We start from the raw sequence: 21,075 nt of genomic DNA on the forward strand, positions 1-21,075 counted from the left end.
GCGGCGTACCAGTTCCGGGTTTGTGTATTTGGGGGCTTTAGAGGCGTCGTCCGCCGTCTGTTCGGATCACCACGCCGGTAACCACGCGGGCATCGACGGGGTCGGCCAGGAAGCGGTAGGCGCCGCTGTGGTCTTCAGGAGTGGCGGTAAACCCGAGCAGGGTGGACGCGGCGATCCTCTCGTCGCGACCTTCCACGCGATCAGCTGTCATGGTTTGGTCGAGCGAAGTCAGTCCGCCGAAGCGGGTGCCTCCGGTGCCTCCCGGGGCGACGCCGTTGACTCGGATGTCGGGGGCCAGCTCGGCGGCCAGGTGATCAACTATTCCGCGCAGTGCCCACTTGGAGCTGCCGTAGAGCACGCCCCCTCCGATGGCGTTGAACGCGGATTCGGAGAGTGTGAGGGTGACTGATCCGCCCGCGGCCCGTAGCGCGGGGACCGCGAGGTTAACTGCGAGCAATGTGGATCGCACGTTGACCCGCCAGATCTCGTCGGCAGCGGTGATTAGCTCCTCTGGGGATAGCTTGTTGACTTTTGCGTAGTTGTCGAATACTCCGACGCCGCATGTGATGTTGTGTAGTCGTCCCTCTGCGTCGGCTGCCGCAGTGATGGCACCCTGAAGGACTTCGGGATCGGTCGCGTCTCCAACTAGGGCCTGAATGGCCCCGCCGGAGGCTTCGGCGACCGCTTCGGCGCCCGCTGCGGAGCGGTTAAGCACGGTGACCTTGGCGCCCTCGCGGTGATAGCGTTCGGCGGCGGCCCGGGCGATTCCGGACCCTCCGCCGGTGACCAGGATGTGCTGTCCGGAGAGTGTCCCGCTCATGCTCCGGGAGTCCTGCTCAGCAGTTTGGTGATGAACTCTGGTTCCTGGTAGCTCAGGACATCAAGGGCTACGGCGTCATAGCGCACGCAGGTGCCACGCCGGGGGGACCATATTTCAAGCCGGACGCCGTTGCGCGTATCGACTTTGCGGACAACGACATCAGCGAATTCGTTGGCAATGACGATGGGACCGCTGTTGCCTCCATCCTTCGGGACTTCAAGAACTTCGCCGGTGTCCGGGTTTTCCGCCTGTGGGCTTGCTGTCGATTCGGACATGATTGATTCCTTTTAGATGAAGATGGACAGGTTGTGGGCGTTGATGACTGCTTGGTCAATGGCTGCCCAGCGTCGGGCGATCTCGAATCCGTGTGCAGTTTTGCGGACAAGATCCTTTCGGAACACCGATACGAGGTTCGGTTCGATACTGTCGCCGCGGCTGCGGTATATGAGGCAGTAGGAACTGACTTCGTATTCGTCGTCCCGCTCGCCGGCGTCCACGAGCACGTTTGTCACGAAGTGACGAGTACGCGACGGTGGCTGTTCTGCCCAGGCAAAGTCGGTTTCGAGTCGACGCACCCGAACTTCGAGGGTTTGCTTGTTGTCTTGAAAAATCCGGCCGTTGGGAGAGAGCTCCCATTCGGCCAGTCCTTCGCGAACAACACGCAGAGGTACGTCATAGGTGATGTCTTCGGCTAGGAATTCGAGCCAGTCGCGGAATCGGCGTTCGTCTAGGGCCAGCGCCTCCCGGGACATGAATTCCCGGATGTCTTCTTGAACGGCCCGATCAACGGTGCTGAGAATGGTCATGATCAGGCCTCTCCCAGCAGGTAATCTGCCCACCGGGTCCATAGGTTCCGGAAGTTGGAATCGTTGACGTATGGCTTGACGACGTGGCCAGGGCCGGGGAATTCCGGATCCTGTGTGCTCTCGATGCCCATCATGTAGGGGAATTCGATGCCGCGCACGGCCGACGACTTGGCCATGCGGGTCACGCGTGCCCAGTTCTCGAGGTCGTCCTGTTCGAAGGTCCCTGCCTGCGCGAACGCGAGCGTATATGCCTGGTAGGCAGCTTCCTTGTACTCATCGGAGGCGTCCTTGGGGACCAGGCACCAGGAGTACATTTCGGTCTTTCCCGGGCCGATGGGATGGTACAACCGCATGGTCACGAACCGCACACCAGTTTCACCGGGTGTCAGGCTGAAGGGCTGCATAAGGAAGGACAGGTTCGGAAACACTGTGCCAACCGCTGTGCGGGTGTTGCTGAACACTTCCACCTGCTCAGGAGATAGGCTGCGCCGCATCTCTTCAGTCAGGTCATCCGGGAAGCCTGCGAAGGGGGTAAGTCCAGGTGTGTGTCCGAGCCCGATTCCGTGTCCCTTGCCGGGGATGCTGGCGGCCCATCCTTGGCTGTGTGTAGCCCCGGATGAGGGGAAATAGCCCAGGTTGAAGCCGAACTGGTGAGCGACGGGGGTGTGGTATCCGTCCCCTGCGAAGTTCTCCGCCGCAATTTTCCAGTCGGTTTCGGTGATCCAGTGATCCGGTGGGCCGTGCACTTCACTGCCGGCCAAACCTTGCTTGAGATAGAGGTCGAGGTAGAACTGGAACCCGCCAAGGTACTCTTCCAGTGTTGGGGCGTCCTGATTGAACGTTCCGAACACCAGACCCGCGTAACTGTCCACACGGGCCCCCACCAGGCTCCAGTCCTTCCTCTTCAGCCGGCCTTCATAACCCTCGGCCATGTACGGAACTCCGATAAGCTCACCGGAGTTCTTGTACACCCAGCCGTGGTATGAGCAACGGAAGTGGGAGGCATTGCCCATCTCCGACTTGCACATCATGTTGCCCCGGTGACGGCACATATTGAGATTGGCGTGGATCTCTCCGTGCTCGTCGCGGGCAACGATCAGATTGTTGTTCCCGATGTAGCGGGTGACATAGTCACCCGGTTTCGGGATTTCCGATTCATGGGCCAGGAAGGTCCATGCCTGTCCGAACAGCCGTTCCTGCTCCAGGTCGAAAATCTGCTGATCGTTGAAGACATGGGCCGGAAAGCGCCCCTGCTTGATCCCTTCCCGGATCTGGCGCAGATGGGCATCCGTGTCTGGGTTTACCGACTCCGTTGTCATGTTGATGACCTCGCTGATTCCTCTGTCTATTCCGTGACTTCTACTTCTGGCGGGATCCGAGTCGCGCGTCGATTTCTGCGCTGATCTTCTTGTAGCGCTCGACGTGCTCTGCGGTTGTGTCCCAGTGCTTCTGGGGTACGAGGTCCTCGGTGTAAGGCACGCGGCTCTGGCCTACGTTGATGTAACCGGCCTTGTTGACGCGGATCTTTTCCAGCGGGATGTTGTACTTGGCGAATTCGAAGAAGTCCTGTCCGACAATGAAGGGCTCGTGGGCCCAGCGCAGCCGCTCGGTGAGCCAGCGGGCGTCTTCTGTCCGGCCTTGCTGGAGCGCGTCGCGCAGGTGAAGGACCGGGTCCGGTCCCATAGCTGTGGTGGAGGACCATGCCATGCCAACCAGTTCTTCGCCGTACATCTCCCATGCCGGGAACCAATCCGTTTCGATCGGCATCAGCGGGAACTTGTCGCCAGTGTGGGCCATGTCGTTGTGGTACCGGAAGCCGACTGAGGCGCCGCCGGCATACTTGACGGCCACTACCTGGGGAAGCTCCACGAGAGTGCGGTACACCGAACGGGGGATGATGCCACCGAATGCAGCTGTGTTGTCATAGACCACGATCGCCTGGTCAGGGACGGCTTCTGCAACATCGCGGTAGAACTTCTCCATCACAGGGGCAACCATCTCGCCCCACATCGGGCGGCCCAGGAGTGTGCCGGTTGCGCCCAGGTCCGAAAGGAACCGCATGCGTGAGATCGTTTCGCGGGTGCTCAAGGTGGTGGAGCCAACGAAAATCGGGAAGTCAGGATTGACTGAGTGCGCCGTCTGAACTGCGCATTCAGCGTAAGCCTTCCATTCGTCAAGAGTCAGCGTGGCCATTTCACCGAGGGTGCCGTTCAACGCGATAGCGTCTACGCCATCGGTGATGAGCTGGCGGATCATGCGCTCGGTCTCGGCCAGATCCACGGTGTTCTGTGCCTCCACCTGGTCCGCGCCGGGCAGAGCAGGCGTGGGCGGGTAGGACATGACGCCACGCATATCGCGACCGGTGACTTTGGGAAGTTTGCTCATGTTGTTGTTTTCTCCTTGATAATGCTTGGCTTCCGCAGGGTGCAGAGCCTGTTTAGGGGTGGGATCTAGAGCTTCAAGCCCGGTGTTGCTGCGGCAACAGCGGTTCCTGTCAGCCACTCAGGAACGGGCTCGTAAGCGAGTACCTCGAAGGGCGCCCCGATGGCGCCAGCGGCCGCAATCCATGTACGGACTTCATGGGCCCCATTGCCAGCTGCGTCGATTTCCTTCGGCGAATAGCTTTTAAGCTGTTCTGGATCGCCGCTCTCGATGCGGGTAATGAAGTCGCGATCGAACTCCTCGTTTACCTGTCCCGCTTCGGGCAACCCCACCCAGTGGGAGAGGCCACCGGTGCCGACGACCACGACGCGTTCGACTGCGTCCTGAGCTTCGACGGCCCGACGCAGCATCTCGCCAAACTCGTAGCTGCGCTTCGCGGTGGGCCAGGGCGGGTTTACACCGTTGACGATGATGGGAACGAGCGGGTACTTCGAATCGGGGTCGAGGTGCTTGAACGGAACACAGAAGTTCTCATCGAAATCCAGACCACCCTCGACAAGGGACGGATCAAACTCGCTTGAAATCGCGAACTCGTAGATGTGGCGGCCGAGTTTTCCGTTTCCGGGATACTGGTGCTGTTCAACCTGAAGAAATTTGCTCATTTCCTCGGTTACTGGCCCCAGATAGGAGTCCGCCGTGGCTATGGCGAACGCCGGCAGGTTGCCGAAATTGAAGTTGGTGAAGTGCTCCACGGAAATGGCGATAATTGCGTCAGGTTCCAAGGCTTCGATCCGTCGGCGGGCCTCAGCGAAGGCCCCTTCAATTGCTTCCCTTTTGTGCGGCTCGGCCCGTTCCGGCCAGCCGGTCACTCCAGGGGAGTGTGATGCTGCGAATGCTCCTACGATCTTGCCCATCAGTTCTCCTCCTCACGGATCTGTGCGTAATAGGCGGCACGGTCAACAGCCAGTTGGATGGCGCAGAAGTAGATCAGATAGGGGTTCGCTCCGATCTTGTGGAGCTTCCTGAAATCAAGCTCCAACATTGCCGTCCGGGCCTCGCCTTCAACCCCGTACTCGTCGAGAATTGGTTGTGGATCGTTGCGGAACTTCTCTGCGAGCGTGGGATCTCTGCGGATGTCCCATAGCAACTTGTGCAAGTTGTACAACCGGGGGTCCTCCATTCCTCGTTTGGTGCTCTCTGCTGCGCTGGTGATGCTCCCGATCGGTCGAGAGACGCTCAGTGCAATCCGAAGAGTGCAGGGATCTGGGCCAGGTCTGCACCTCGTCGAGCAGTGGAGCCAGCTTAGGATGAAATGTCGACAAAAAAACTCCGTAATTCCACGTATTTTTCCGGATTCCTTACTGTGACCTCACATGGGGAGCGTGGGCTTGATGGTATTCCCCCCGGAAATCAGGCCCATCAACACTGTCCGTTTCGCTTGCGAAGGGGCTTCTCCAGCCAACGAGGACGGACAGATATTGTTTCTTTTTGTCGACAAAAAGATGGCCTACCCCTACCAAGTTCTCCCGAGATCTGCAATGCTCGGAGCAGAAGAACAGGTCAGGAGCCAGGAGTGCATCGAAATGTCGCTTGTACAGATGAGTAAGGCCATGGAGGACCTCCGGGATCTCCCAGAGGTGTTGAGGCGGGCCATAGCCGACGGCGAGCTCGTTCCTGGCACCAAACTCGTCGAACGGGAACTGGCCGCAAAGTACGGGGTGGGGCGCACCGCCGTCCGTGATGCGCTTCGGCATCTTGCCGCGGAACGAATTGTTGTTCTCACTGAAAACAGGGGAGCCCGGGTGCGGGAACTGGATTACGCAGGCGCTGCAGATATCTACGAGGTTCGCGCCGTGCTTGAGGGCTTGGCAGGCGAGCTTTTCGCGGTCCGCGGATCATCATCAGCGAAGAAGTTGTTTGCAGAGTCCTTGGAGCCCGTTCGAAGAGCCATTGAAGAGGCCGACATATCGGCAGCCCTGATTTCAAGCGATGCCTTTTACGAGTACTTGTTGGCGGGTGCCGCAAATACAGAACTGCACGATGCAGTTAATCGTCTGCATGTGCGCATCCACCAGATTCGCCGGGTCTCCCTATCCATGAGGGATCGAGCCAAGCCCACGATCGAGGCCCTCCAACGAATCGTGGATGCCGTTCTTGCCGGGGACCCAAGCCAAGCTCGACTGGCGTGTATTGAACACGTCCGGGCTTCCGCCGCGGCAACACTACCGGTACTGGCCGCCCAGGAGCTGGGCCCGTGATCGTGTAGCGGCAGACGGAGATGAGAGTGTTCCGTCGTGTTGCGGGACTAGAACTGCAAGCAGTTCAGGGTCGTGGGCAAATACTCTTCACCAGCCTGAACTGTGCAGAAAATTCCTCCATCGCGACAACCGGATGAGCATTTTATGACGTGACCCACGCGGGTCTCTTAAATAGGGCAAGGAGAGGCTGCACTGAGCCGGCTACATCCGGGCGGCCCTCAAGCGGTGCCTCTTCAAATCGGGGGCACTCGCGGTGCAGACGGTGTTATGAGAAGGGATTGCCAATGACTACTCAGCCCCTGATGGCACAACTACCAAAGTATGTGACGACCTTCGTAGGCCGAGAAGTGGAGCAATCGACGCTCAAAACGGCAATTGAACTCAGTCGCTTTGTTATCTTGGTCGGGCCAGGTGGAGTAGGAAAAACGCGTCTTGTTTCAAGCGTTGCGGCCAAGGTGGCGGACGCTTTTCCGGATGGCTTCTTCTTCGCAGACCTTGCTCGAGTCACCGGCTCCGGAGAGCTTTGTGCCCGCATCGCCGGTGCGCTCGGAATGCGTGACAGCGGACAGGTTTCGCCGGACCTGCTACGTGACTATTTACAAGAGATCGAAGCTCTGATCGTCTTGGATAGCTGCGACGCTCTGGACTCTGGGTGCCTGCTGTTCCTTCAAGACCTAGTCGCCTCGGCTACTCCAAGCAGGATTCTGGCAACCAGCCGGCGGGCCCTGCACGTAGCAGGGGGCCAGCTGGTGAGCCTCACTCCGCTCTCCTTACCCGATACCAGCACACCGAACGTTCGACTCTCCGATGTTCTGGGCTCTGAATCGGGCAAGCTCTTTCTTGCCCGTGCCCGACTCGTCCGGCCTGACTTCACGGTGACTGAAGGACAGGCTTCCTCGCTTGCCCAACTATGCAACAGGCTTGACGGGCTGCCGTTGGCCATAGAACTAGCGGCGGCGTGGACCAGGGCGCTGTCTATAGAGCAGATTATGCAGCGGATGGAAGGCCACCCGGATTTCCCCCAGGCAGGGACCGGAACTACTGATCCCCGACACAGAACGCTTCGGACCCTGACAGCTGGAAGCTACGAGCTGTGCAGCGACGACGAGAAGTTGCTTTGGTCGCGTCTGACTGTCTTTGAGAATACGTTTGATCTGCAGGCTGTCGAGGCCGTCTGCGGGCAGCCACCATTGGCGCCGACAAGACTCTTGGACCAGTTGGCTTCATTGGTGGACCAGTCAGTGGTTGTTGTCGATAACGTCGGGGATGAAGCGAGGTACCGTCTGCTGCGCCTCATCCGAGATTATGGCGAGTTGAAGTCCGAGGATTTTGGTGAGAGCCAGCAGCTGCGGATCCGACATCTTGCCCACTATGAATCCTCGTTCAATCGCCTCAGCGCCCATGGTCCTGAAACTAGTGAGCAGAAACGTTTGGAGCGTTTGCGTCTCGAGTACCCCAACATCCTCTCGGCAATCAACTTTGGCTTGCTCGACCCAGCAACCAGTGCCAGCAGCCTGCGCATGGCATCGGGACTTTGGTACTTTTGGTTTGCTGTAGGCCAGCTCTCTGAAGGACGTTCCACTCTAAGCAGCGTTCTGGCCTCGAATAACACTGGTTTTCACACCCGCGAACGAGAGCATGCGCTCTGCATGCATGCCTATCTATGCGCACTGCAAAGCAAATTGCGGTCGGCTGAGAAACTCCTTGAACTGGCAGCCAGCAGCCAGCCGCCGACGCAGGACCCATTGAACCGCGGCCTATCTTATCAGGTCTCCGGAGTAATAGAGGCAGGATACGGCAGGCTTGCCACGGCCCGTGAGCTCCTCGACAAAGCCATTCATGCCTACAAACAGGTCCCCGGACCGTCTGCGGAGATTTTCACAATGGATGCGATCGGCGTCGCTGTGCTCCTGGCAGCTTTCGACCGTGACGATGAACAGGTAGCAGCTCTGAGCAAGATCGGTTTAAATCTCTGCGAGGACTTCGATGACTTCATGTGGCGCGGGTATATCGAATATTCCCTCGCGGTCCACGCCTGGATTCAACAAGAACCTCTCCGCGCCCGTGAGCAGGCCCTGAAGGTGGCCGGATACGTTTATGACCAACTGCTGTTAGCCCACTGCATCGAGCTTCTGGCTTGGTGTGCCCAACAGAATGGGCGGAATACCCGAGCGGCGTTCCTGTTTGGTGGCGCCGATCGTCTGTGGAAGTTCATGGGGAGCTACTTTTCAGGCTTCTACAACATCGGCGCCCAACGCCAGGAATCGCTTGAACGATGCCGAGCCGCCGTGGGGCACCAAGCCTTCGACTCCGCCTACGCAGAAGGTTTCCAGACAGACACCAGTGACCTTCTTCTGCTCGAAGCGGCCGGTCAGGATGAAGTCCCTGGCCTGGAAACCCAGTCCTCAATCCGCCTCACCCGCCGCGAGAAAGAAGTCGCAGCCTTGCTGGGCCGAGGGTTCAGCAACCGCGAGATAGGCGTGGAGCTAACCATCTCACCACGAACAGCAGAAACTCACGTGGAGAACATCCTGGCGAAGTTTGGCCTTGAAAACCGAGCCCAAATGGCGGCCGTATGGGCGCGCTTGCATCCGGACCCGTCGACGTCATGACACACCCGGACCACCAGGTGCGCGGAGCACAGGGGTGTTCCTCACCTACGGCTGAATTGGAGTCCCCGGGGTTTAGATCCGTGTAAATACGGACGCGCCCCTTTGCCGTCTTGTGCCACTGTTTACCTCACCTGCACACTGCGGACCGGCCGCAGGGGGCTTTCCCAGATGATTGGAGTTGGGTGAAATGCATGTGGCAACCGATATCCGCAAGGACATGTTTACTATCTCGGTTCGTGGCAAACCCGTCTCTACAGATGAGGTTCTCCCGGATTGGACAGCACGCGACCGGCTTGGCATCGTCACCCGTGAGGCCTGGGAAACCCTCGGCGCCAGCCTGCTGATGCAACTAGCAGCACTTTTGCATTATGAGGCCCGACCAGAAAGAAGGACCCGAGCAGCGCAGTACCCCCAGATCTACGTCTTCCACGTCGGCCGCATGCATGGGGACCACAGCAGTTTCGACGTGTGGCCCCCCAGGCATGAGATTTTGGTTGAAGACGATCCTGCTGCCCTCCTGGCTGCCATTAACGATCGCGCCATAACCCGTCTTGTGCTGCCCGATGTTCCATCCCACGGCACCGACTTCCTACGGACCGCCCTGAACGGCTGGACCGACGAGTCTGTAATTCTCGAGAACCTCGCCAGCGCCTGGGCCTACAGCAGCAGCGGGACCGTGGATTCGCATGACCTGAAGATTGAGTCGTCAGCGGAAGAACTGGAGCGAATGTCCACATGGGCACTAGCCCCAGAGGAAACCTTCGCCCGCTACGCTCCACTGTCGGGAAAGGAACTCGTGGAAACGATGCAGATCGGGCCGAGCAGCGAAAATGACCTGCAGCAGTGGCTCCGCACCTTAAAAGGCCGCGTGGATGAAACACCCGCACAGACCCGGCGCATCATCGGAGACAAGAGGCGGGCAACCGGCGAATTAAAACGGATCCAAACCTTCCGATCGCTTTCCACGCAGGAAGCCTTGAGGAAACTGTAGCGTCACAGATCCCGCTGGGTCTGCTCTCTGCCGAATTGGAAAGGAATCGCCCCACAAAGTCCGGCACAACGCCTACTCGAAGCATTGCGCAACGACATAGCGAATGCTTCCGATGCTGGATATAAGCATCGGAAACGCAGGGAGCCGGCAATCCGCCGGAAGGCTGCTTCCACGTGCGGGAACCTCTGAGAGTGGCCATATCCTACGGTGATTTTGGCAGAAGAATCTCGATCCACGCGACCTGACGAGGACTGTTCACCAAAAGTTCCGTAAGCACCTCCGTATTACTACGGACGCGCACCCTGTGTGACGCATGTCATTGTTGGCAGACAAATTCGGTATGGCTTCGAAGTGAGCCCGAAAGGTAGAGAAACATGGACACTGCGCAGCTGGCACAGCAGTACATTGGGGGCATTTGGCGGCCCGGTTCGGGAGAGAAGGTTCTTGTCGACCGGAACCCGTTCGACGGCAAGACCTTGGGCGAGTTCCCCGTCGCAACCACCGACGATATCGACGAAGCATACGCTGCTTCGGCTGTAGCACAGACAGCTTGGAACAAGGTCAACGCATACGGCAAGAGGAGCGTCTTCGAGGCTGCGGCCAGGATCGTCGAAGAGCGTCGCGAAGAGATCAGTAAGCTCATTACAGCTGAAGTGGGCGGTACCGCCCTCAAGGCTGCCTTCGAAATCGGGCTTGTGATTGATGCTCTGAAGGAAGCCGCCACGCTGCCCTTGCGCATTGAGGGCCGCATCTACCCGTCACCGGTCGAAGACACGGAGAACTTCGTTTACCGCATCCCAGTCGGCGTGGTAGGCGTCATCAGTCCTTTCAACTTCCCGTTCTTCCTCTCCATGAAGTCAGTAGCTCCAGCCTTGGCAACAGGTAACGGTGTGGTCATCAAACCCCACGAGGAAACACCGATTACTGGCGGCACACTGCTCGCTTCCATTTTCGAAGAAGCTGGCCTGCCTGCTGGTCTGCTGAATGTGACCGTGACAGAGATTCCAGTCATTGGCGACTACTTCCTGGAGCACCCTGTTCCCCGGGTCATCGCCTTCACCGGATCCACCGGTGTTGGCCGACACGTTGGGGAGGTCGCCGCCCGCCATTTCAAGAAGTCGATCCTTGAACTTGGAGGAAACAGCGCCTTCATTGTGTGTGAGGATGCCGACCTTGAATACGCTGTTGACGCCGCTGTCTTCAGCCGCTTTACACACCAAGGACAGATCTGCATGTCCGCCAACCGCCTTCTCGTGCACTCCAGCATTGCCGCAGAGTTCAAGAGTCGATTCATCGAGAAGGTTTCGGCCCTGCGCATGGGCGATCCGGCTTCCCCGGAGACCATCATCGGACCGTTGATCAACGCACGGCAGGTGGCAGCACTGGATGACAAGGTCAGCGCCGCCGTCGCAGCAGGAGCCAAGGCCATACTGCGTGGGCAACCCGAAGGCAACGTCTTCCCGCCTGTGGTTCTTGAGAATGTCGACCGTAATTCCTCGGTTGCGCATGACGAGTTGTTCGGCCCGGTCATCATCGTGCTCGAGTTCGACAACGATCAGGAAGCGATTGACATCGCCAACGACACAGACTTCGGCCTTAGCGGAGCTGTCCATACACGCGACATTGCCCGCGGTGTTCGAATCGCCAAAGAAATCCACAGCGGCATGATCCACGTCAATGATGCCACCATCGCCGATGAGCCGATCGTTCCCTTTGGGGGGGAGAAGCAATCGGGAGTTGGCCGCCTCAACGGCCACTCGAGCATCGATGAATTGACCACCCTGAAGTGGATATCGGTCAATCATGGCCGGCGGAACTACCCGTACCAGTGAATGCCCGGACAAGAGTAACCGTGGAACACAACGAAGTCAGACAGCCTTACGAAAGAAACACCATGACAACCCAAAGCCATCTGATCAACGCCGAACAACTTTCTGCAGGATACAAACCCTTCATTGTGGAAGGTGAAGTTACCGGTGAACTCTCCGAGGTTCCAGGCCGCGAGGACGTCCGGACGGGTGTCTTTCGCGTACTTGAGGGGGAATACCCGGACCGGATCCCCGTTCCCTACTTCTTTGAGACAGATGAGTACATCTGGGTCATTGAAGGTGAGGTTCACGTTTCATCCGCAGATGGTGACGAGGTGGTTCTGCGCGCCGGCGACGCCGCGTTCTTCCCCCAGGGCAGCGAGTCAACGTGGACGTTCCATGCCCCCTTCCGTAAGTTCTCGGTTGAGATTCAGGGGGCCGGGGCATGAGTCGAACATACGATGTAGCCGTCATCGGAGGCGGTTTCGCGGGTCTGTCAGCTGCGCGTGAAGCCAGCAGCCTGGGCAAATCCGTGGTCCTGATCGAAGCTTCGGACCGTCTTGGTGGACGAACCTGGACGGAGAACCGTCTCGGTACACGCATCGAACTGGGCGGAACAGACGTCCATTGGCTCCAGCCCAATGTGTGGTCCGAGATCAAACGCTACGGGCTGGATCTCGAAGAATTTGCCCCGCCGGAGCAGCTTTTGTACCTGGACGACGGTCAGGTGCACGAAGGGTCCGAGGATACCGTCTTCGGTTTGATGGAAAAGGGCATGACCGCCTTGGCGGAACTTTCACGCACCTTGTATCAGCGTCCCCACGAACCCCGTTTTTCGAGCGCCGCCCTTGATTACGACAAGCTCACGTTGGGCGAGTTCCTCGACGATGTGCCAATGTCCAAACTGGAGCGGGACGTGACGTCCTCTTTCTGGGCTGCAGCTTGCCAGGCCCCTTTGCACAAAGCCGGTATCACTTTGCCGTTGCGATGGCTGGCGCTGTCCGGATGGGACTGGCATGTCATGCTGGATGTGATCTCGCGATACAAGATCGTTGGCGGCATGAGTCTGCTCTCCGACGGAATCCTCGCTGACACCAAGGCAGAGTTCATTATGGGAACCGCCGTTACCCGGGTTTCCGAGGACGCATCACAGGTAACCTTGACTTTGTCGGACGAGTCGACGATTTCGGCGACAGCTGTCGTGTGCGCGGTACCGGTCAACGTGCTGTCGCGTATTGCCTTCGAGCCGAGGCACCCGCACGCGGAGAAGCTTGCAGCGTCCGGTCAGATATCCGGCGGTCAAAAAGTCGTTTGCCGGATCAAGGGAAACCGGACCCCCTACATGGCTTTCGCACCTGAAGGTCACCCGTTTGTGCTCGTTCAGTACGACCGGCCCATAGACGGAGACCACATTGCAGTCGCGTTCGGTTCCGATGCCACGGCTGTCGACGGTTCATCCCCGGCCGAAGTCGAGCGTGTACTGCGAACCTGGCTTCCCGACATTGAGGTTCTTGAGGTTGCCACGCACAACTGGAAGGCCGACGAACTGTACCGCGGTACCTGGGCTGTTCCAGGTCCTGGTCAACTTCGAGAACAGCTAGACGCCGTCGAAGCCCGGGACGGGCGAGTGCTCCTGGCAGGAGCTGACATCGCCAGCGGGTCATATGCCCTTATCGATGGTGCGATTGCAACCGGTATCCGCGCCGGTCGAGACGCCGCAGCAGTTAGCTAGCGCAGAGTAGAACCACGCCATCTTCTCTACGCTGCACTACGTTTCCGCCGGGTGGCCTGTCCTGGGGTCAGGCTCGGCCACCCGGGGAAACAGTACTCAGGATCGGCCTCCGCAAGTGATCTGGGCCCCCTCTTCAAAACTGCCGTCCCACACTAGGAGAGCGAGTATGACGACCGCGAACGAAATCCAAATCGAAGCGACCTCTGACAGCGCACCCTTCGGCTACACCCTACATAGCAGCTCCTACGTATCCGCCGCGTCACTAGAAGCTGAATTACGGGGTGCCTTTACAGATACCTGGCAATACGTCGGTCCCTTGGAGAAACTTCAACATACTGGCGACCATATCGTTGCCACACTTGGCCGGACCTCCGTGGTGGTTACCCGAGACGGGGACGGAACGTTGAAAGGCATGGTCAATATCTGCCGCCACAGGCTCCACCCTGTGGCTCTCGAAGACGGGTCTTCGAAGGTGCTGCAGTGCAGATACCATGGCTGGAGCTACAGGCTTGATGGCTCCCTTCTTAGCGCGCCTCGCTGCCGCGACGAACTACAACTGGACAAAGACCAACATGGACTAGCGCCCGTCGGAGTAGCGACATTGGGACCGTGGGTATTCGCGAATCTGGATAGCGGGGCTACCTCGATGCCTGATCTGCTCCGGGACTGCCAGGGCTTTGTCAATGCGATGATCGAGAACTCCAAGCGTTTCTCCTACCGGGGCCAGACAACCTCCCAAATAGCTGGCAACTGGAAACTCTTTGTCGAGAACGCTATCGAGTGCTACCACTGCCCGTTGATTCATTCGGAGACGTTCGCCAAGGCATTCAATGTGGGCAACGGTGAATACGAGAGCCTGGTTCACTCCCATGTCGTCACCCAGCACGGCGATTCCAGGGTCACGCCCAAGGAGTTGCCGCAGGGGCGCTCCGCAAATGGTTTCCACTTCCTTTTCCTGCCGCCATCTACACTAATCGGCATAGACGACTTCGCCATGTACGCCCTCAGGGTCGTACCCACCAGCCCGGTCACGTGCGAGGTGGTCTCAGACATGTACGTCGACGAAGCCGTGCCGGCCGCGGCACTGGAGGAGTGGGTGACAACCTACTACGCCCAAACCATCCAAGAAGACGTCGAGGCGGTCGAACGGCAGCAGGCTGGCTTTACGTCCGGCGCCATCCCTCACGGCCGGCTGCTACCCGAAAGCGAAAACGCCATCACCTTCTTCGAAGACTGGATAAGGGCACGAACGAGGCCCTGACAATGCCGGAATTGAAGACAACAACCCGGCCGCCAGCCTAAAAGAACAACGGAAGAGGAGAGCAAGCTCTCCGAGCCGATATACCGTGCGACAGCCCAACATGCGTCCACACGCCACCTCCCCGCACGTCTCTCACATGGGACACGCAACCTCATATTAATTTCTTTCATCTCCCCAGGAGAAATAATGTCAAACGTAATTCCGGACAATGCAGTCCAAAACGTTGATCAATCCAAGCTTCGAACGAATGCCATGGGCACAGGGGGACTGGTATTTACGGTCGTAGCCATGATCGGCCCAATGGCAGCCTTCTTAGGTGCGACCCCTTTGGTTTTCATGCTCAGCGGCGCTGGAACAGCGGGAGTTTACCTTCTGGCCACCGCACTCTTCCTCATATTCGCCGTGGGGTACATGGCTATGAGTCGGCGCTCGAAAACTGCCAGTGGCCTCATCGCCTTCATAGTCAAAGGCCTAGGAATCAGAGCCGGAGTAGCAGCGTCGTATGTAACCTTGCTGACTTACGTAGCTGTCCTAAGCAGTTTGTACGGTATTCACGCCGTCTTTCTTCAGCAAGCCGCCATTGAGCTTTTCGGCCTCGACCTTCCTTGGGGCTTTTGGGCGGTTGTGACTCTGGCTATCCTCACTCCGTTGTCGTACAACCGGGTTGAGTTCAGTGCTCGCATCATGGGTGTTCTCTTGGTCCTCGCGGTCGCAGCAATCCTCGTCCTGGACGTCTCCATTCTGTTTCAGGGCGGTGCAGGCGGAAGCTTCTCCTTCGAGGGCTTCTCACCCCAGCTGGTCTTCGGTCCAGGCATAGGCCTCGCGGCCCTGTTCGCGCTCGGTTCGTTCGTGGGAGTCGAGTCCACTCCCGTATTCAGCGAAGAGGTCCGCACACCACAAAAGACCATCCCGCGCGCAACCTACATCACCATCGCGGCACTGGGTATCTTTTATGTCTTCAGTACATTCATGGTGAGCAACGCCGTCGGTGGGGACAAGATCCTGACCGTAGCTACTGAAAATCCCACGGGCTTCATTCTCGATGTCGCAGGGGCATATGTCGGGCCCGTTTGGGTGAAAATTCTGAACATCCTGGTCGTGACCAGCTTTTTCGCGATCCTCCTTGGCTTCGCAAATGTCATGAGCCGTTATGTTTTCGCTCTGGGACGCGCCGGCATCTTGCCTGCCGCTTTTGGCCGCAGCCATAAGAAGCACCAGTCCCCTCACATCGGCAGCATTGTCACAGCCATCACAGTCCTCGTCGTCATCGGAGCTTTCATCCTGGCGGGCGCGGACCCCTTCCACCAGCTGTATGCGTGGCTCATTGCGGTCGGAACCTTGGGCGTGCTGCTGCTGATGTGCGCCAGCTCCCTCTCTGTTGTGACATATTTCAGAAAGACAGACGAACGTGAGAATGTCTGGACTGCGTTGGTGGCGCCGGCCATTGCGTTCACCGCCTTTGCAGTGGCGATCATCCTGACAGTCCTGAACTTCTCCTTCCTCGCTGGCGGTGAAGGACTCGCAGAATGGCTTTGGGTTCTTGTTCCGATTGCCGCCATCATCGGCCTGGTCGTGAGGGCCTCCCAAGGTAAACGCGAGTTGAGCTTCGAAGACATCAACTAATTGTCCGCGTGTCTGGCCACGGGTTTAGACCCGTGGCCAGACGCGCTCTTTGACCTAAGAATTCCCCTGGCCGACCCGCTGGCCCGCCCCCCGTCGAGCCCGCCCGGTCTTTCAACGTTGCGAATTAGCCCATGACCACGGTTGGAACGGAGCAACAAAGCTTGGCTTGGAACACAGAGCTAACGAAATCCCTGCTGTTCACAGCTGCAGTAGCTGAATTTACGGAGTACGGCCTGGCAGGTGCACGCATGGACAGAATCGCTGCGACTGCAAGTGTCAACAAGGAACGCATATACCAATACTTTGGAAATAAGGAAGCACTGTTTGACAAGGTGCTTGCCGCAAAACAGGAGCAGCTTGATAAGGAGCTCTACCGCCTCTGTACCGACGGACACCTGTCCGTCGAAGAACTGGCAGGGGGCGTCTTTGACTTTTATGCCGCAGACCCTGGAAATGCACGATTCTGGTTCTGGGCGGCACTCGAAAAGGGTTCTGCGACCCGACTGACAGGCCTAGAGAATACAAAAGCCGTACTAGCATCTCTTCAAGAGACAGCCGGGCTTAGTGAGAATGCTGCACGGGAGCTCCTACTTACTCTCATGACACTTTGTAGCGCATCGACAGCGCTACCACAGCTGGAAGCGTTGATTCCAGATTCCTCGGCAAGCCGTGTCCATTCCCGACGCAAACACATTGTCGAGGCCGTAACCTTGCTCGCTGCGGCTGCATCGCAATGATCGCCCACTGCCTTATAGACTGCCCCAGTTGCTGAACCTCGGTTTTGTCAACTTCGATGCCCCGGCCTTATTAGAGTCAGCATCACCAACCCGATCCTGCAGCCGGCCGCGTCCCCCACGGTCGCCCCGTAGCACAGTCCGGGACCGTTGCCCTGACAAGTCCTGAATGGGCGATGCGACATTCTTCGGAATCCGGGCAAGCAACCGCCCATACGCCGACGCAATGTACTTCGCTTTGACCGCCTGGTCCGAGACGGGGAAATCTGCTCTTGCAGCTACTTCTGCTCCCGTACTTTGAATGCCGATAATGGACGTTTCGTCAAACTGGGGGAGCAGTAGGCGAAACTGCTTTGCGGTGAGCGTCACTGTACTGGCGGCTGGATGTATCCCTGTTGCGGGCGGCTGGAGCGCCGGAAGTTGATGGTGCGACGCTTGCGCCCTGTCCAGGTTCCTCACCCGCCGTGTTGGCGCGATCGCATCCGGCGGCCTCATTGCCTTTGGTTCGGCCGCGCGGCTCGGCCAACAGGGGATCTTTGCTGCTTGTGCCTTCATCACCGTGGTTGCCTTGGCACTAACAGCAACAGAAACAAGGACCCTGCCCCGGCTGGCTAGGATGGGGGAGTGGATTCCGCCTTCAGCCTTCGCCCTGCCCGCACCAGCGACGTGGCACAGATCAAGAGGTTGGTGGCGCCGCTGGCTGAGCAGCGGATTCTCATGGCCAAGGAAACCGTGGCCTATTACGAGAGCCTCCAGGAATTCCGGATCGCTGAATCCGTGGATGGGGAGATCATTGGCTGCGGCGCACTGCACGTTATGTGGGAAGACCTCGCGGAGATCCGCACCCTGGCAGCGGCGGATTCATGGCGCGGCAAGGGTGTGGGCCATGTCCTGGTGGAGGACCTGCTGAAGGAAGCCAAAGCCCTGGGCGTCAGCAGGGTCTTCTGTCTCACGTTCGAAGTGGACTTCTTCAAGCGGCACGGCTTCGAGGTGATGGCGGACCAGTCTGCCGTGGATCCGCAGGTCTACTCGGAGCTCCTGCGCTCGCATGATGAGGGTGTGGCTGAGTTTCTCGACCTCGCCCGGGTTAAGCCCAATACCTTGGGTAACACCCGTATGATCAAGCACCTTCAGTAACACGCGCGGCAAAACACAAGGAAAATGCCTGATTTAAACCATCTTCTCTTATCTAAACTTGATGGATAAACTGGTCGAGGCTTGCTGGGGAGCTTCCGCCAATATGCATCAATCGAGAGAAGATCATGCAGTCCCACGCGTCCATTTCAGCCGTTTCAGAACTCCAACTCAGCGTGCGCGGTCCCGTGTTCACGCCGGCCGACCCGGGCTTCGCAACCGAGGTAGCGGCCTTTAACCTTTCAACACAGCACCAGCCCCACCTCGCCTTCGGCGCCCTCGACGCAGAGGACGTCTCGGCCGCAGTGAAGTGGGCGGCGGAACGGGGAATCCCCGTGGCCGTCCAGTCCACCGGCCACGGCGCCACCAATGCGATCGAGGGCGGTTTGCTGATCAGCACCCGCCGCATGCTGGAACTCAGCATCGACCCGCTTGAAAAGACAGCCCGGGTCGGAGCCGGCGTCCGGTGGAAGGCTGTAGTGGACGAGGCTGCGGCTTTCGGACTCATGGGCCTTTGCGGTTCCACAACGGACGTGGGCGTGGTGGGTTACACGCTCGGCGGCGGCCTGCCCATTATGGGCCGGAAATACGGGTTCGCCTCGGACCATGTGATCGCCTTCGAGCTCGTCACCGCCGACGGAACGCAGCACCGGGTCACCCAAGACGAGAATCCGGAGCTCTTCTTCCTCCTGCGCGGCGGCAAGGGCAACCTGGGCATTGTCACTGCCATGGAATTCCATCTCTTTCCGAGCCAGGACATCTTCGCCGGCGGCATCTACTTCGACGGCGACCACGCAGCCACCGTCCTCCAGCAGTTCAGCGAATGGGTAGGGACGCTTCCAACGGAGGCGTCGGCGTCGTTGGCTTTCCTGCGGTTGCCGGACATGGACATCATCCCCGAACCGCTGCGCGGCAAATTCGTGGTGCATCTGCGGTACGCCTACCAGGGTGACGCGGCCACTGCCACGCAGCTGCTGGAGCCCATGCGCCGGAGTGCGCCTTTCATGATGGACGGCACCGGTCCGCTGGACTCCACCCGGTTCGACACCATCCACATGGACCCGGATCAGCCCGTACCGGCCCGTGAATGCGGCTTCCTCCTGGACCGCCTGGACGGCCCGGCCCGGGAGGCCATCCTGCGGCACTTCGGTCCCGGCGTCGAAAGTCCCGTACTGATGGCCGAGCTCCGGCTGCTTGGCGGAGCCCTTGCCGCCGGCGACGGCCAGGACACCGTGGGTGGCCGCGACGCGGCTTTCAGTTTCTTCATGGCGGGCATGGCTGTCCCGCCTCTGGCGGAGCTGCTTCCCAAGGTGTACGACGCCGTTCGCCAGGACCTGCGCGATGCCTCCAACAGCGGGACTTTCGTCAATCTCCACGGGCACTTCGTGGACGCCGAGGACCGGGAGCGTGCCTGGGGCCCGGCCATCCGTGAACGCCTCCGCAAGGCAAAGGTTGAACTGGATCCGCAGAACATGTTCAGCTTTGGGCACGTGGTGGGGCTCCCGGTGATCGACCAGACCGTGCTGCTCGAAGACGTTGTGACCTCCGGCGCCGACGCCGCCCTGGGCAACTAGGGGCGCGCCGTGCAGGAGCCCACTATGCAGGACAGGCCTGTGTTCCCGGATTTCTCGGCTTTCCAGATCGACATCCCGTACAGCACCGACGCGCACGAAACCCTGTGGCCCGGTGGCGGCCACCCCGACCCCGACCTCTATGCGGCCTTTTGGCCGGACATCGGCACTCCCGCGGCCACCGATGTTGGCACTCCCGCGGCCACCGACGTCGGCACCGAACCGCCGATCGACGGCCGAGGCTAAGAGGCCGGGCCGGACCGCGCGGGAAGCCCTACCGCGGTCCGGCCCGCCGGTAGTAGGGTCAGAGCACCAGCCACTGCATGCCCAGGAGCAACCCATGAAAAAGCTCATCAATGATCCTCGCGCCGTGGTGGACGAGTCCGTCGAAGGGTTCGGCATGGCGCATGCCGATTTGGTGGACGTCCATCCCGAGCCCAAGTATGTCGTCCGGAAAGGTGCCCCGGTCCAGGGCAAGGTAGCCCTTGTCTCCGGTGGCGGCAGCGGTCACGAACCTTTGCACGCCGGCTTCGTGGGCCTGGGCATGCTCGACGCAGCTGTGCCAGGGGCAGTTTTCACGTCGCCCACACCCGACCAGATCATTCCGGCGACCACCGCCGTGGACTCCGGTGCCGGCGTCGTACATATCGTCAAGAACTACACCGGTGACGTCCTGAACTTCGAAACCGCCGCGGAGATGGCGCAGGCCGAAGGCGTGGCCGTCCGGTCCGTGCTGGTCAACGACGACGTCGCGGTGGAGGACTCGCTGTACACGGCGGGCCGCCGGGGCGTGGGCGGTACTGTGCTGGTGGAGAAGATCGCAGGGGCCGCCGCGGAACGCGGGGATGACCTGGACGCCGTGACAGCCATCGCAGAGCGGGTGGTGGCCAACGTGCGGACCATGGGCGTGGCCCTGTCCGGATGCATCGTTCCGCATGCAGGAACGCCAAGCTTCGAACTGGCCGATGACGAAATCGAGATCGGAATCGGCATCCATGGCGAGCCTGGCCGGCACCGGATCGCCATGGAAGGTGCGGACGCCATCACGGACCGCCTGTTGGAACCGGTGCTGGAAGACCTGTCCCTTGCTTCGGGGGACAACGTGCTGCTGTTCGTCAACGGCATGGGCGGAACTCCACAAAGCGAGCTCTACATCGTCTACCGCCGCGCCGCCCAGGTGTTGGCCGAACGTGGTGCCACGGTGGCGCGCTCGCTGGTGGGCAATTACGTCACGTCGCTTGAAATGCAGGGCTGCTCGGTATCCGTGCTTCGCCTGGATGACGAGCTGACCGCCCTGTGGGACGCTCCAGTGCACACCGCAGCCTTACGGTGGGGAGTGTGAG

General features: G+C 59.5%; 20 protein-coding genes and 1 pseudogene. 14 read left to right on the forward strand and 7 right to left on the reverse strand.

The window, feature by feature from the left end; all coding sequences use genetic code 11:
- Positions 1 to 37: 37 nt before the first annotated feature.
- The 7 genes from ACPFL9_RS00970 to ACPFL9_RS01000 form a co-directional block, all read right to left on the reverse strand.
- Entirely contained in the window at positions 38 to 820 is a 783-nt protein-coding gene (locus ACPFL9_RS00970; RefSeq protein WP_426005238.1) for an SDR family NAD(P)-dependent oxidoreductase, read from the reverse strand.
- Positions 817 to 1,095, reverse strand: a complete 279-nt coding sequence (locus ACPFL9_RS00975) for a hypothetical protein (RefSeq protein WP_426005240.1) — start codon at positions 1,093 to 1,095, stop codon at positions 817 to 819. Before ACPFL9_RS00975 ends, ACPFL9_RS00970 begins: the two co-directional genes overlap by 4 nt.
- Before the next feature lie 12 nt (positions 1,096 to 1,107).
- Entirely contained in the window at positions 1,108 to 1,626 is a 519-nt protein-coding gene (locus ACPFL9_RS00980; protein ID WP_426005241.1) for an aromatic-ring-hydroxylating dioxygenase subunit beta, read from the reverse strand.
- Between the two features lie 2 nt (positions 1,627 to 1,628).
- Positions 1,629 to 2,945 (reverse strand): aromatic ring-hydroxylating oxygenase subunit alpha, encoded by a 1,317-nt coding sequence (locus tag ACPFL9_RS00985; protein ID WP_426005242.1) that lies wholly within the window; start codon positions 2,943 to 2,945, stop codon positions 1,629 to 1,631.
- Between the two features lie 40 nt (positions 2,946 to 2,985).
- Positions 2,986 to 4,011, reverse strand: coding sequence for a dihydrodipicolinate synthase family protein (locus ACPFL9_RS00990; protein ID WP_426005244.1), 1,026 nt, complete (start codon positions 4,009 to 4,011; stop codon positions 2,986 to 2,988).
- Between the two features lie 65 nt (positions 4,012 to 4,076).
- Positions 4,077 to 4,922 carry a hypothetical protein gene (locus ACPFL9_RS00995; RefSeq protein ID WP_426005245.1) on the reverse strand — a complete coding sequence of 282 codons (846 nt, stop codon included), beginning with the start codon at positions 4,920 to 4,922 and terminating at the stop codon, positions 4,077 to 4,079.
- Positions 4,922 to 5,173, reverse strand: coding sequence for a hypothetical protein (locus tag ACPFL9_RS01000; protein ID WP_426005246.1), 252 nt, complete (start codon positions 5,171 to 5,173; stop codon positions 4,922 to 4,924). The genes ACPFL9_RS00995 and ACPFL9_RS01000 overlap by 1 nt, the downstream gene beginning before the upstream one ends.
- Before the next feature lie 226 nt (positions 5,174 to 5,399).
- Between ACPFL9_RS01000 and ACPFL9_RS01005 the strand changes: the two genes are divergently transcribed.
- From ACPFL9_RS01005 to dhaK, 14 genes and pseudogenes are all read left to right on the forward strand, one after another.
- A complete protein-coding gene (locus tag ACPFL9_RS01005; protein ID WP_426007464.1) occupies positions 5,400 to 6,266 on the forward strand; it encodes a GntR family transcriptional regulator in 867 nt (288 codons plus the stop codon).
- Between the two features lie 284 nt (positions 6,267 to 6,550).
- Entirely contained in the window at positions 6,551 to 8,878 is a 2,328-nt protein-coding gene (locus ACPFL9_RS01010; RefSeq protein WP_426005247.1) for an ATP-binding protein, read from the forward strand.
- Positions 8,879 to 9,071: 193 nt separating this feature from the next.
- On the forward strand, positions 9,072 to 9,869 hold the full coding sequence (locus tag ACPFL9_RS01015) for a hypothetical protein (RefSeq protein WP_426005249.1): 798 nt from the start codon (positions 9,072 to 9,074) through the stop codon (positions 9,867 to 9,869).
- 374 nt (positions 9,870 to 10,243) lie between these two features.
- Entirely contained in the window at positions 10,244 to 11,701 is a 1,458-nt protein-coding gene (locus ACPFL9_RS01020; protein WP_426005250.1) for an aldehyde dehydrogenase family protein, read from the forward strand.
- Between the two features lie 62 nt (positions 11,702 to 11,763).
- Positions 11,764 to 12,126: a cupin domain-containing protein gene (locus ACPFL9_RS01025; protein WP_426005252.1), complete on the forward strand. Its 363-nt coding sequence runs from the start codon at positions 11,764 to 11,766 to the stop codon at positions 12,124 to 12,126.
- On the forward strand, positions 12,123 to 13,409 hold the full coding sequence (locus ACPFL9_RS01030) for a flavin monoamine oxidase family protein (protein WP_426005253.1): 1,287 nt from the start codon (positions 12,123 to 12,125) through the stop codon (positions 13,407 to 13,409). Before ACPFL9_RS01025 ends, ACPFL9_RS01030 begins: the two co-directional genes overlap by 4 nt.
- A gap of 166 nt (positions 13,410 to 13,575) precedes the next feature.
- A pseudogene (locus ACPFL9_RS01035) lies at positions 13,576 to 13,893 on the forward strand (Rieske 2Fe-2S domain-containing protein); the annotation flags it as partial.
- 162 nt (positions 13,894 to 14,055) lie between these two features.
- Positions 14,056 to 14,670, forward strand: coding sequence for an RHO alpha subunit C-terminal catalytic domain-containing protein (locus tag ACPFL9_RS01040; protein WP_426007465.1), 615 nt, complete (start codon positions 14,056 to 14,058; stop codon positions 14,668 to 14,670).
- Positions 14,671 to 15,006: 336 nt separating this feature from the next.
- Positions 15,007 to 16,293, forward strand: coding sequence for an APC family permease (locus tag ACPFL9_RS01045; protein ID WP_426007466.1), 1,287 nt, complete (start codon positions 15,007 to 15,009; stop codon positions 16,291 to 16,293).
- Positions 16,294 to 16,424: 131 nt separating this feature from the next.
- On the forward strand, positions 16,425 to 17,030 hold the full coding sequence (locus ACPFL9_RS01050; protein WP_426005254.1) for a TetR family transcriptional regulator: 606 nt from the start codon (positions 16,425 to 16,427) through the stop codon (positions 17,028 to 17,030).
- A gap of 621 nt (positions 17,031 to 17,651) precedes the next feature.
- Positions 17,652 to 18,164, forward strand: coding sequence for an amino-acid N-acetyltransferase (locus tag ACPFL9_RS01055; protein ID WP_426005255.1), 513 nt, complete (start codon positions 17,652 to 17,654; stop codon positions 18,162 to 18,164).
- Positions 18,165 to 18,289: 125 nt separating this feature from the next.
- Positions 18,290 to 19,735, forward strand: a complete 1,446-nt coding sequence (locus ACPFL9_RS01060; protein ID WP_426005256.1) for an FAD-binding oxidoreductase — start codon at positions 18,290 to 18,292, stop codon at positions 19,733 to 19,735.
- Between the two features lie 9 nt (positions 19,736 to 19,744).
- Positions 19,745 to 19,978: a hypothetical protein gene (locus tag ACPFL9_RS01065; protein WP_426005257.1), complete on the forward strand. Its 234-nt coding sequence runs from the start codon at positions 19,745 to 19,747 to the stop codon at positions 19,976 to 19,978.
- Positions 19,979 to 20,072: 94 nt separating this feature from the next.
- A complete protein-coding gene (gene dhaK, locus ACPFL9_RS01070) occupies positions 20,073 to 21,074 on the forward strand; it encodes a dihydroxyacetone kinase subunit DhaK (RefSeq protein ID WP_426005258.1) in 1,002 nt (333 codons plus the stop codon).
- The last annotated feature ends 1 nt before the right edge of the window (position 21,075 follow it).

This window comes from Paenarthrobacter sp. NyZ202 (assembly GCF_049860755.1).
GTDB lineage: Bacteria > Actinomycetota > Actinomycetes > Actinomycetales > Micrococcaceae > Arthrobacter.